The sequence below is a fragment of the Janthinobacterium sp. SUN176 genome (assembly GCF_030587335.1).
Taxonomy (GTDB): Bacteria; Pseudomonadota; Gammaproteobacteria; order Burkholderiales; family Burkholderiaceae_D; genus Janthinobacterium; species Janthinobacterium kumbetense.
The window spans coordinates 1,046,256-1,058,496 of record NZ_JAPWIA010000001.1; the positions used below are offsets into that span (position 1 = coordinate 1,046,256).

12 protein-coding genes are annotated in these 12,241 nt (G+C 57.8%); 9 read left to right on the forward strand and 3 right to left on the reverse strand.

Features of this window, described 5'->3' with window-relative positions; genetic code table 11:
• Window positions 1–68 precede the first annotated feature (68 nt).
• The 4 genes from O3299_RS04830 (at window position 69) to O3299_RS04845 (ending at window position 3,063) form a co-directional block, all read left to right on the forward strand.
• The gene (locus tag O3299_RS04830) at window positions 69–566 is read left to right on the forward strand and encodes a Dps family protein (protein ID WP_034752224.1); all 498 of its coding nucleotides are present in this window, start codon (window positions 69–71) and stop codon (window positions 564–566) included.
• Between the two features lie 177 nt (window positions 567–743).
• The gene (locus O3299_RS04835) at window positions 744–1,160 is read left to right on the forward strand and encodes an NfeD family protein (RefSeq protein ID WP_099664321.1); all 417 of its coding nucleotides are present in this window, start codon (window positions 744–746) and stop codon (window positions 1,158–1,160) included.
• A gap of 15 nt (window positions 1,161–1,175) precedes the next feature.
• Window positions 1,176–2,120, forward strand: a complete 945-nt coding sequence (locus O3299_RS04840; RefSeq protein WP_099664320.1) for an SPFH domain-containing protein — start codon at window positions 1,176–1,178, stop codon at window positions 2,118–2,120.
• 634 nt (window positions 2,121–2,754) lie between these two features.
• Window positions 2,755–3,063, forward strand: coding sequence for an H-NS family nucleoid-associated regulatory protein (locus tag O3299_RS04845; protein WP_010397665.1), 309 nt, complete (start codon window positions 2,755–2,757; stop codon window positions 3,061–3,063).
• A gap of 313 nt (window positions 3,064–3,376) precedes the next feature.
• On the opposite strand, the gene smpB is transcribed toward O3299_RS04845, so the two are convergent.
• A complete protein-coding gene (smpB, locus tag O3299_RS04850; RefSeq protein WP_034752217.1) occupies window positions 3,377–3,826 on the reverse strand; it encodes an SsrA-binding protein SmpB in 450 nt (149 codons plus the stop codon).
• A 93-nt stretch (window positions 3,827–3,919) separates the two neighbouring features.
• Here smpB and O3299_RS04855 point away from each other — a divergent pair, with 93 nt between their 5' ends.
• The 4 genes from O3299_RS04855 to guaA all read left to right on the forward strand — a co-directional run bounded on the left by O3299_RS04855 (window position 3,920) and on the right by guaA (window position 8,031).
• A complete protein-coding gene (locus O3299_RS04855; protein WP_034752216.1) occupies window positions 3,920–4,351 on the forward strand; it encodes a type II toxin-antitoxin system RatA family toxin in 432 nt (143 codons plus the stop codon).
• Window positions 4,344–4,640: an RnfH family protein gene (locus tag O3299_RS04860; protein WP_305051662.1), complete on the forward strand. Its 297-nt coding sequence runs from the start codon at window positions 4,344–4,346 to the stop codon at window positions 4,638–4,640. The genes O3299_RS04855 and O3299_RS04860 overlap by 8 nt, the downstream gene beginning before the upstream one ends.
• A gap of 143 nt (window positions 4,641–4,783) precedes the next feature.
• The gene (guaB, locus tag O3299_RS04865; RefSeq protein ID WP_034752206.1) at window positions 4,784–6,244 is read left to right on the forward strand and encodes an IMP dehydrogenase; all 1,461 of its coding nucleotides are present in this window, start codon (window positions 4,784–4,786) and stop codon (window positions 6,242–6,244) included.
• Between the two features lie 176 nt (window positions 6,245–6,420).
• Complete coding sequence (gene guaA, locus O3299_RS04870; RefSeq protein ID WP_034777714.1) at window positions 6,421–8,031, forward strand: glutamine-hydrolyzing GMP synthase; 1,611 nt, start codon at window positions 6,421–6,423, stop codon at window positions 8,029–8,031.
• Between the two features lie 282 nt (window positions 8,032–8,313).
• On the opposite strand, the gene O3299_RS04875 is transcribed toward guaA, so the two are convergent.
• Window positions 8,314–8,751 carry a helix-turn-helix domain-containing protein gene (locus tag O3299_RS04875; RefSeq protein ID WP_305051663.1) on the reverse strand — a complete coding sequence of 146 codons (438 nt, stop codon included), beginning with the start codon at window positions 8,749–8,751 and terminating at the stop codon, window positions 8,314–8,316.
• Window positions 8,752–9,075: 324 nt separating this feature from the next.
• Entirely contained in the window at window positions 9,076–9,678 is a 603-nt protein-coding gene (locus O3299_RS04880; RefSeq protein WP_305051664.1) for a DUF4291 domain-containing protein, read from the reverse strand.
• A gap of 781 nt (window positions 9,679–10,459) precedes the next feature.
• Here O3299_RS04880 and O3299_RS04885 point away from each other — a divergent pair.
• Window positions 10,460–12,232, forward strand: a complete 1,773-nt coding sequence (locus O3299_RS04885; protein WP_305051665.1) for a ShlB/FhaC/HecB family hemolysin secretion/activation protein — start codon at window positions 10,460–10,462, stop codon at window positions 12,230–12,232.
• Window positions 12,233–12,241: the final 9 nt, after the last annotated feature.

A 12,241-nucleotide genomic window follows, 5' to 3' on the forward strand; every position in this document is an offset into this window, starting at 1 on the left:
CTGTATTCGATGGCATTGCGCCAGATCAGCTAAAATGATTCCACCAATACATTGAAACGGGAGTTCTCATGGCAAGCAAGAAACCGAGCAAAGTGGCAAAGATCGACATCGGCATTTCCGAGGCGGACCGCGCGAAGATTGCGGAAGGCCTGTCCGGCCTGCTGGCCGACAGCTACACCTTGTACCTGATGACCCATAATTTTCACTGGAACGTCAAGGGGCCGATGTTCAACACCCTGCACCTGATGTTCATGACGCAATACACGGAACAGTGGGCTGCGCTGGACCTGATCGCCGAGCGCATCCGTGCCCTCGGCTATCCTGCGCCCGGCACCTACAAGGAATTCGTCAAGCTGGCCTCGATCAAGGAAATCGACGGTGTGCCGCCAGCGCTGGACATGGTCAGCCACCTGGTATCGGCACAGGAAGCGACCGCGCGCACGGCGCGCCGCCTGTTCCCGCTGCTGGAAAAAGCCAATGACCAGCCGACGGCCGACCTGATCACGCAGCGCCTCGATTTGCATGAAAAGACGGCGTGGATGCTGCGCAGCCTGCTGGAAGAGTAATTGCCGGGCCTGCGGCGCTAATTCGCCCCTGCCTATTGACGCCATCAGGAATTGCGTTAGACTGCTTGTATATAGGTGTTTGGCAAGAATAATATCAGGCAGTAATACGCATTAAACCCCGTCGCTTATATAGGCTGCGGGGTTTTTTATTTTCGGATTCGCAAAGATGGAGGCATCATGGCTGAATGGGTAGGCTGGTTTGTGGCGGCTGGCGCGGTATTGATCCTGGAGCTGTTTACGGGCACGTTTTATTTGCTGATGATCGCCATCGGTATCAGTGCCGGAGGACTGGTGGCGCTGGCGGGCGGCAATGGCGGCTGGCAAGCCCTGACGGCCGCCATTGTCGGCGTGGCGGCCACCCTGTTATTGCGGCGCAGCCGTTTTGGCAAGGCGGCGCGGCGCGATGCGGCGCAGGATCCGAATGTCAATCTCGATATCGGCCAAAGCGTGGCGGTCGCGCATTGGGTCGATGGCGCGGCGCGCGTCATGTACCGTGGCGCCTTGTGGGATGTGGAACTGATTCCCGGCAGCGATACGCAAGCCGGCCATTACACCATACGCGCCGTGCGTGGCAGCCGTTTGATTGTTGGATAACCTGGAGAGTAGATTATGGAAGTAAGCATCGGAAGCATGTCGTTGATCTTGTTATTGCTGGCATTGGTATTTGTCTTCAAGACGGTCAATGTGGTACCGCAGCAGCATGCCTGGGTGGTGGAGCGCCTGGGCAAGTTCCATGCGGTATTGGGCCCTGGCTTGAATATCGTCGTGCCTTTTGTCGACCGTATCGCCTACAAGCACGTGCTCAAGGAAATTCCGCTCGACGTGCCGCCGCAGGTATGTATTACGCGCGACAATACGCAATTGCAGGTCGATGGCATTCTGTATTTCCAGATTACCGACGCCATGCGTGCTTCGTATGGCTCGTCGAATTATATCGCCGCCATTACGCAACTGGCGCAAACGACCTTGCGTTCGGTGATCGGTAAAATGGAACTCGACAAGACATTTGAAGAACGCGACCATATCAATACGGCCATCGTGAATGCCATCGATGAATCGGCGGCGAATTGGGGCGTCAAGGTATTGCGCTATGAAATCAAGGATTTGACGCCGCCCAAGGAAATCCTGCATGCGATGCAGGCGCAGATTACGGCTGAACGCGAAAAGCGCGCGCTGATTGCCGCCTCGGAAGGGCGCAAGCAGGAGCAGATCAATATCGCCAGCGGCGAGCGCGAAGCGGCGATTGCCCGCTCGGAAGGCGAAAAGCAGGCGTCGATCAACCGTGCCGAAGGCCAGGCCACGGCCATCGTCGCGCTGGCGCAAGCCAGTGCCGAGGCGCTGCGCCAGGTGGGCGCCGCCATCCGCGAGCCGGGCGGCGAAGATGCCGTCAACCTGAAAGTGGCCGAGCAGTATGTGGGCGCGTTCGCGCAATTGGCGAAAACAAATAACTCGATTATCGTGCCGGCCAATCTGGGCGATATGAGCGGTTTGATCGCCACGGCGATGCAGGTGGTGAAAACGCAAAAGCCGAAAAGCGGCGTGGCGATTCCCTGATTGCCTGGTGAATAGCAAACTCGTAGCAAGTTAGTCGTCAAAACTGCCCGCCATATCGCGGGCAGTTTTCATTTGCGCTGCTGGAATATATGCTGGCAACAAGGCTCGAGTATCTGCGTTCTAAATGGCAATGTTGAAAATATTTTCTTTATGCTATGCTATGCGCACTTTCGGGATTATATGCTGCCGTGCGACGCTTATCTTTTTGATTGAAGTAGAATCTGCTGCTCATGCATTGCGATGATTCAACCGATATCCGCGGCGGATACTTGGGTAGTGTTTGGGAGCCGATGCATCATTGGCGATAGTATTGCTCCCATGTATATTTTGAATTGCAATTTATGATTACTATAAATTGCAATGAGGTAGAAAGTGCTGCAAAATAAATACTGTCGATGGTGCTGCATTGAATCGCGATCGCACAAGGAAGGGAAGTCGGCGCAGACAGTCGGTCCGGCGCGATGTCCGCTCCCTGGATTGAAGACTTACATCATCTGAAGGTCGGGGAAGTCGGGTTTTTGGTAAGAGAATTGTAAAAAACAATCAAATCTCAAGAAAAATCACCTCAGTCGCGTTACAATTGGATAGAATTTAACTGTTCAGTTATATTTTTCAACTCACACAAGGAAATATCATGGATCTGTCCAGCTTATCCCTGTCCGAACTGCGCACCTTGCAGGACGACATCAAGAAGCAAATGAAGAAACGCGAACAGGACGATCTGTCCAAAGCGCGTGAACAAATCCTGGCAATCGCCCAGAGCGTTGGCGTTTCCGTAAAAGATCTGGTTGGTACCGGTATCCGCGCTAAAACCGGCACGGTCGCAGTACGCTATCGCAATCCGGATGATGCGACGCAGCAATGGACTGGCCGTGGCCGTCAACCGAAATGGGTCAAAGAGTGGACCGATTCGGGCAAGTCGCGCGATCTGCTGAAGGTTTGATCCTGAAGGTTTAACAAACCGTTCATTCGGATGCTTGTCCTGTGGAGTAGTACAGGTGTAGTACAAGGCAGCATGCAAGCATCCGGAACTTTCCTGATTAATCGTCTTTGGCCAGGCAGGCAAAGCTGATTCATTCGCTTATCTCCATGGTATTTTCGATAATATCTGTCTTATTCCCGCAGTATTTCTTCCTTTTCCTGTTTTCATCCCATTGCGCTGTGCATTTCCGTTTGCCGCAGGTACCGGCAAAATAAAACCCGGCATATAGCCGGGCTTGGTGGTATTGGCGCAGATCGCTGCGCGTGGTGCCGGATCAGCGGCGGTGCGACTTCATTGCCGCCTGCACTTCGCGCGCGCCGTCGCGGTCGCGTTCCGCTGCCCGCTTGTCGTGCTGTTTCTTGCCTTTTGCCAGGCCGATTTCGCATTTGACGCGGCCGCCCTTGTAGTGCAGGTTGAGCGGCACCAGCGTATAGCCGGAGCGTTCCACCTTGCCGATCAGTTTATCCATTTCCGTGCGGTGCAGCAGCAGCTTGCGCGTGCGTACGGCTTCCGGGTGGATGTGGGTAGAGGCGGTCGGCAGGGCGCTGATATGCGCGCCGAACAGGAAGAGTTCATCGCCGCGGACGACAACGTAGGCTTCCTTGATTTGTACGCGGGCGTCGCGGATGGCTTTGACTTCCCAGCCTTCCAGCACGATGCCGGCTTCGTAGCGATCCTCGATAAAGTAGTCGTGGAAGGCTTTTCTGTTGTCTGCTATGGTCATGAGATGGTAAATGTGCGCGGGTCGGTTAAACTACTGTCTCGCGCAAGCGCGATAAAATCAAATGTATCCAACATCATAGCAAATGGTTCTTCAATGGCAGTAGTACATAAATCAGTTTTTCTCGGCTATAGCGCCGAACAAATGTTCGCGCTGGTGGCGGCGGTGGAGGATTATCCCAAATTCCTGCCCTGGTGCGGTGCGGTCGAGATTCGCGAGCGGGGCGAGAACACGGTCGTCGCCAGCGTGGGCATACATTACCACGGCGTGCGCCAAAGCTTCACCACGTCCAACGAGAACGTGCCGCCGAGCTCCATCAAGATGAAGCTGGTGGACGGTCCTTTCAAGACCCTCGACGGCGTGTGGACCTTCAAGGCCCTGCGCGAAGATGCGTGCAAGATCGAACTGGACCTGCACTACGAGTTTTCCAGCCGCGTGCTCGAGCAGATCATCGGCCCCGTCTTCGGCATGATCGCCAACAGCATGGTCGATTCCTTCTGCAAGCGCGCGGAGACGGTGTATGGCTGAAGTGAGCATCCAGGTGCAAGTCTGCTACGCCTTGCCCGATAGCAGCTTTCTGCGCTCATTGACGGTGGCTGCAGGCGCCACCATCGGGCAGGCGGTGGAGCAGAGCGGCTTGCTGCAGGAAGTCCCCGGCATCGACCTGGTCGTGAATATGGTCGGCATCTATGGCAAGAAGAAGCCGTTGGACACCGTTTTGCGCGAACATGACCGGATCGAGGTGTACCGTCCGCTGCAGGCGGACCCGAAAGAAGCGCGCCGCCGGCGTGCCAGCGGCAAGCCCGCCAAGACCTGACGGGTCTGGGAGAGGGCAGGGCTGCGGCTGGCGGCTGGCCCTGGCGGGACATTTTTTTGCTATTTCCAAATATCTTTTCTATGCTGCAAGGACGGAGGGCGCTTTTTTCTGTATAATCTGCTTTTGCGCCAATAGGAAATGCTATGCGTCTACTTCAAAAAGCACTCACATTCGATGACGTGCTGCTCGTCCCAGCCTACTCCAACGTTCTGCCCGCCGATACGTCCCTCAAAACTCGCCTGACCCGCAATATCACCCTGAATATTCCCTTGCTGTCCGCAGCCATGGATACGGTGACGGAAGCCCGCCTCGCGATCGCGATGGCCCAGGAAGGCGGCATCGGCATCATTCACAAGAATTTGAATCCGAAAGACCAGGCACGTGAAGTGGCCCGCGTGAAGCGTTTCGAAGCCGGCGTGCTGCGCGACCCGATCACGATTCCGCCGGAAATGAAAATCCGCGACGTAATCGCCCTGACGGAACAATACGGCATCAGCGGTTTCCCTGTTGTCAAAGGCAAGGAAGTCGTCGGCATCATCACCAACCGCGATTTGCGCTTTGAGCAGGAACTCGACGCGGAAGCTTCCGCCAAGATGACCCCGCGCGAAAAACTCGTGGTCGTCAAGGAAGACGCCGATACGGCCGAAGCCAAGCGCCTGATGAACAAGCACCGCCTGGAGCGCGTGCTGGTCGTCAACGACGCATTCGAACTGCGCGGTCTGATCACCGTCAAGGATATCCAGAAGTCGACTTCCCACCCGTTCGCGTCGAAAGACAGCCAGGGCAAGCTGCTGGTCGGCGCTGCCGTCGGCGTGGGCGCCAAGGATGAAGAACGCATCGACCTGCTGGTCGCTGCCGGCGTCGATGTGCTGGTGGTCGATACGGCCCACGGCCACTCGCAGGGCATCCTCGACCGCGTACGCTGGATCAAGACCAAGTATCCGCAAGTCGAAGTGATTGGCGGCAATATCGCTACCGCCGCCGCCGCCAAGGCGCTGGTCGAATACGGCGCCGATGCGGTCAAGGTCGGCATCGGTCCTGGCTCGATCTGCACCACGCGTATCGTCGCCGGTGTGGGCGTGCCGCAAATCACGGCCATCTCGAACGTGGCCGAAGCGCTGGAAGGCACGGGCGTGCCATGTATCGCCGACGGCGGTATCCGTTTCTCGGGCGATATCTCGAAAGCGCTGGCCGCTGGCGCTTCGACCGTCATGATGGGGTCCATGTTTGCTGGTACGGAAGAAGCACCGGGCGAAGTGATCCTGTACCAGGGCCGCAGCTACAAATCGTACCGCGGCATGGGTTCGCTGGGCGCGATGTCCGATGGTTCGGCTGACCGTTATTTCCAGGACGCCACCATGAAGGCCGACAAGTTCGTGCCTGAAGGTATCGAAGGTCGCGTGGCCTACAAGGGCAGCGTGCTGGCGATCATCTTCCAACTGGTGGGCGGCGTGCGTCAATCGATGGGTTACTGCGGTTGCGCCACCATCGACGAACTGCGCGAAAAAGCGGAATTCGTGGAAATCACCTCGGCCGGCATGCGCGAGTCGCATGTCCATGATGTGCAGATCACGAAAGAAGCGCCTAACTACCGCTCCGAGTAAGCGTACTGGAGAAACTGTCCATGGCTGCGTTCCAGTGCCTCGCCGTACTGTTCGTACTGTCTTCGGCACTGCGCCTTGCCCTGAACAGTTTTCCAGCTACGCTATTGTGGTAGCGAAAGTCCAGACCGGCGCCCAGTGCGCCGGTTTTGCAATTGACCCTGAATAAAGCTCCGACCATGCACTCTAAAATCCTCATTCTCGATTTCGGTTCCCAAGTCACCCAGTTGATCGCCCGCCGCGTGCGCGATTCCGGCGTGTTTTCCGAAGTCTTCCCGTATGACGTCAGCGATGAATTCGTGCGCAACTATGGCGCCGCCGGCGTGATCCTGTCGGGCAGCCACAATTCCACGCTGGACGGCGATTCGCCGCGCGCACCGCAAGCCGTGTTCGAGCTGGGCGTGCCCGTGCTGGGCATCTGCTACGGTATGCAAACCATGGCGGCCCAGCTGGGCGGCAAGGTAGAAAATGGCCTGGTGCGCGAATTCGGTTACGCCGAAGTGCGCGCCCGCAGCCATACCAAGTTGCTCAACGGCATTGCCGACTTCGTCACCGACGAAGGCCACGGCATGCTGAAAGTGTGGATGAGCCACGGCGACAAGGTGCTGGAAATGCCGCCAGGTTTCAAGCTGATGGGCAACACTCCGAGCTGCCCGATCGCCGCCATGGCCGACGAAGAGCGCCAGTTCTACGGCGTGCAATTCCACCCGGAAGTGACGCACACGGTGCAGGGCAAGGCCATGATCGGCCGCTTCGTGCATGAAATCTGCGGCTGCAAGTCGGACTGGAACATGCCCGACTACATCAGCGAAGCGGTGGAAAAAATCCGCGCGCAAGTCGGTAGCGACGACGTCATCCTGGGCCTGTCCGGCGGCGTCGATTCGTCCGTCGCGGCTGCCCTGATCCACCGCGCCATCGGCGACCAGCTGACCTGCGTCTTCGTCGACCACGGCCTGTTGCGTCTGGACGAAGGCAAGATGGTGATGGACATGTTCGCCAAGAACCTGGGCGTGAAAGTCATCCGCGTCGATGCGGAAGATCAGTTCATGGGCCATTTGGCCGGCGTTACCGATCCCGAGCAAAAGCGCAAGATCATCGGCCGCGAATTCGTCGAAGTCTTCCAGGTCGAATCGGGCAAGCTGGTCAACGCCAAATGGCTGGCGCAAGGCACGATTTACCCGGACGTGATCGAATCGGCCGGCAAGGGCAAGAAAGGCCAGACCATCAAGAGCCACCACAACGTGGGCGGCTTGCCGGACACCATGAAGCTCAAGCTGCTCGAGCCGCTGCGCGAACTGTTCAAGGATGAAGTGCGCAAACTGGGCGTCGCGCTCGGCTTGCCGCATGACATGGTCTACCGCCACCCATTCCCGGGCCCGGGCCTGGGCGTGCGCATCCTCGGCGAAGTCAAGAAAGACTATGCCGATCTGCTGCGCCGCGCCGATGCCATCTTCATCGAAGAGCTGCGCAATACGCCGTACGAGTTCGTCGCTGGCCAGGCCGTCGACCCGGACGCGCTGCCAGCGAACTGGTACGAAGCGACCAGCCAGGCGTTTGCCGTCTTCCTGCCCGTCAAATCGGTGGGCGTGATGGGCGATGGCCGTACCTACGAATACGTGGTGGCCCTGCGCGCCGTGCAAACGCAAGACTTCATGACGGCCCACTGGGCGCACCTGCCGCACAGCTTGCTGGGCAAGGTCTCCAACCGCATCATCAATGAAGTGCGCGGCATCAACCGCGTCGTCTACGATATTTCGGGCAAGCCGCCGGCGACCATCGAATGGGAGTGATGAGCTCGCTTTAACTGTTTGATTTTAAAGTGAAAAATATATGGCCGTTGATAATTCAAAAAGAATTCTCAACGGCCATTTTTTTGATGTGCGTGCGGTTGATCCGTCGCGCCAAGGAAATGCGTGCATTGACGTCTCCACCGCGATCCCAGGTCAATGAATCCAGCCAGTCATCAGGCAGTTTTTGACTTTACAGGTCAGCGCATGGATCACGCTGCGCGTATTTCCCCGTGAGCTGCACTACTCCATCTACCGCGACTTCTCAGCAAGGTAGTGATCCGGTTATTTCTCGCTCTTGCTTGCGGACTCGGCGCAATCCAAGGTTTTTTTGGGGATGGCTTCGAGGCCTTGATGCGCGAGGTCCAGCAGCGCTATTTCTACGGTGCAGCCATTTTGCATGGACAGGCGCTTCACGGCGGAGGCAAGCATGGGGGGAAGTTCCAGAAAATGCAGGATCAGCGCCCCTCCGGCCGGTACTGGCGGGTCGATTTGCGTCCCTCTGGCGATGGGTAACGTCCCATGCATTAACCAGGCGGTGCTGACGTCGAGGGCAGCGGCAATCTTCTCTGCCGCGTCCATAAGCAGTTTGGCTTTGCCTGATTCATAGCGATACAGTTGCGTGGGATTGATGCCCGCCAGTTCGGCAAGCAGCACTTGTGAGATACGAAGATTCTCGCGGCAGCTTTTGAGGCGCTCAGAAACATGGGTGTTGCCAGACATACATATTGCCTTTCAATATATAGCGTTCGTGAATGACCGGCTGTGGTGCAGCTGTCTCCACGGTGATGAAAGGAGCAAGAGCGTTCTGCCAGCCACAGCTTGGTCAACAGCAATGATTTTACCGCCCGGGAGCGGCATGGCGGCATCCCTTGTTTCGTATTTCTTCCGGTCGGCATGGTCAATGTTGAGATCATGTACGGATGCCGGATCTGACCCCGCTCCGCGCAGGGGAGGGAGCTGGACGCAGTTGAGCTTGCTAAGAGGTGGCCTGCGTTGCATGAGCTACCTTGCTTGACCTCGCTCTCAAGTCCTGGATGTCAGCGCTCAGGATGGATGAAATACTGACGAATACGGTTTTTCTTGCGGGAGCATGTGCTTTGCTTCCTCAAATTTCTCTTGGGCGAGCAACGCATGGATTGCATGGGCCAGCGGCGTCACATCCGCCACCCTGGTTATCCATTGATGTACGTAAAGTTCTACCGCCTTTTTGCTGAGGCCGATCTGAATGGCTCTGTGAGATTGCGGCCGCAACAGCAGATCCCGTTCTGGATCCCATTGGATGCGCACGGGCGATGCCTCTTTTTTCGCCGACCATTCGTCCTTGCTCATGGACGTATCCGCGTGGCTCAGGCAGCCGTGCTCCAGTGCCCATTCAAATCCCGCTCGACTGATATCGATCGCCAGTATGCGTTGCTGACCAGCATCTTTGAATCCCCAGCCGGCGCGATACATCATCCATAAGAAAGACGGTTTAATCCACGTCATGCGTTCCATTTTGAATGGGGGCGAAGTAAATGTGCCGTTCGTTAATGCGTCATCTGCGATCACATCCGAATAGGCCTGATAGACACGGATGGTCGATTCGTCGTAGGTGGCCCTGATCTGACGTTCAGGGATGGCTGATGTTGGGTGCTGATCATCTTGCATTGTTACCTTGGTTGAAGCCAGGGAGAATCCCGGCGAGTTTTAACATGACGCTGACAGTGCCGCCCGACTCCTGCGCGTGGCCTAAGCAATCCTTGCTGCCAGCGATACGTCGCCGGTTGATAGCCCATGCCGATGGGCCCATCAGGATGGTCGCAAGGTGGATGGCCTGACTGGCGGAAGTGGAGCGTGGTCAGCTTCGTAAATCTTACACGACCTTGGCCACGTCCCGCTGCATGCGCAGGGTGCGCAGCTTGCCGATCAAGGCGATGGGGAGGCCGGGGGTATTCTTACCCGATCTCAGCCCATAGGGTACGCATCAGTTTCTCAAATGTGTATACGGTTCGACTGACTGTTTTACTCGCGCAGTGAAAAGCGCAAGGTATGGTGATCGGTATGAGTGAACGGGCTTGCCTCTGCCATCCAGTCCGCGACAAATCGGACAGGATGGATATATCCGGTGAGAGTATTTGCGAGGGTAGCAGCAGTTTATTGGTTTGAAAAATGCAGAACTTTAGCTATCTCATTGAGCATCGAGTTGGAGTAAGTTTTTTTTGGAAACTTTGTGTATCGGAATGACTGAGCTAGCTGAAGCCCTGTTTGGCAGGTTTTTTTATGGGCTCATGTCGATGCACCATCGCCTGCTCACCTGTCTTACTAGTGGTAATTGGATAGTTGAAAGGTAGTTACCAAAGAGGTAAAGTTCTCAAGAAATAAATATAGTTGCCCTATAGAAATAATTAATTTATAATTTCATTACGTAAATAATTACCTAAGGCAACATATGCACCTGCGCTTGACGCCATGGTGCGGTGTATTTTTGTTTAGCAGTACTTTGTGTACCGCCGTGTCCGCGCAGACCCGTCCTGAAATTGCACCGCCCCTTCCCAATCTGCCTGGCGCCAGCCAGCGCGACGATGCCAGCCAAGAACTTATCCGCCAGCAAGAACGTGAGCGCCTCCTGCGCCAGCAGCAGGAACGCACTCCCGACGTGCGCCTGCTCGAGACGCCCGCCGCCGCGTCCGCCAACCGCCTGCCTGCGGGCGAATCGCCATGCTTTACGATTGACCAGCTGGTGTTGCGAGGCGAGGACGCCGCGCAATTCCAGTGGGCGCTGGCCGCCGCCGGGCGCGACGACCTGGGCGCGCCGGACTCTGCGCTGGGGCGCTGCCTGGGCACGCAGGCCATCAATGTACTGATGGGCCGGCTGCAGAACGCCATCATCGCGCGCGGCTACGTCACCACGCGCGTGCTGGCCGAACCGCAGGACTTGAGCAAGGGTACGCTGGCCTTGACCTTGATACCGGGTCGCATCCGCCAGATCGGCTTTGCGCCCGGCACGAATCCCCGCGCCACCTGGTGGAATGCCGTGCCGGCGCGCCCTGGCGACTTGCTCAATGTGCGCGATACGGAACAGGCGCTGGAAAACTTCAAGCGCGTGCCGACGGCCGAGGCCGATATCCAGATCATGCCGGCCGAGGGCGGCAATGCGAAGCCGGGCGAGAGCGACCTGCAGATCCAGTGGAAGCAGGGCTTGCCGTTCCGCCTGGCGCTGGGCCTCGACGATGGCGGTTCGCGCTCGACGGGCAAGCTGCAGGGCAGCGTGACCCTGTCGTATGACCATTGGCTGACCCTGAACGACCTGTTTTACCTGAGCCTGAACCAGAACGTCGACGGTGACCGCGACGGCCCGCGCGGCACGGCTGGCATGGTTGCCCACTATTCGATTCCCTACGCCTACTGGCTGCTGGCCTTCACGGTCAGCGACAGCCATTACCACCAGTCCGTGGCCGGCATCAGCCAGGACTACAACTACAGCGGCGCCAGCCAGAATCGCGAAGTGAAACTGTCCCGCCTGGTCTACCGGGATGCGTCGCGCAAGACGACGCTTTCCCTGCGCGGCTGGCAGCGTTCCGCGCAAAACTTCATCGACGACACGGAAGTGGAAGTGCAGCGCCGCCGCATGGCCGGCTGGGAACTGGGCATCGGCCACCGCGAATTCATGGGCCAGGCGACCCTGGACGTGAACCTGCAATACCGGCGCGGCACGGGCGCGATGGAGGCGCTGGCCGCACCCGAGGAAGCGTTTGGCGAGGGTACCTCGCGCATGCGCTTGCTGCTGGCCGACGCGGCCGTGTCGGCGCCGTTCACGCTGGCTGGCCAGCCGCTGCACTACACGGGCAGCTGGCGCACGCAGCACAACCGTACGCCGCTGGTGCCGCAAGACCGCTTCGCCATCGGCGGGCGCTACACGGTGCGCGGCTATGACGGCGAAAGCAGCCTGTCGGCCGAACGGGGCTGGCTGCTGCGCAACGAAGTCGGCGTGCCGCTGGGCAGCAGCGGCCAGCAAGCGTATGTGGGACTCGATCATGGCGAGGTATCCGGGCCGTCCGCGGAATGGCTGATCGCGCGCCGCCTGACGGGCGGCTTCGTCGGCTTGCGGGGGCAATGGCTGGGCGTGCAGTACGACGCCTTTGTCGGCTGGCCCGTGCATAAACCTGAACTCTTCCGCACGGCCAGTCATACGGCCGGTTTCAGCCTGAACGCCAGTTATTGATATTTAGCA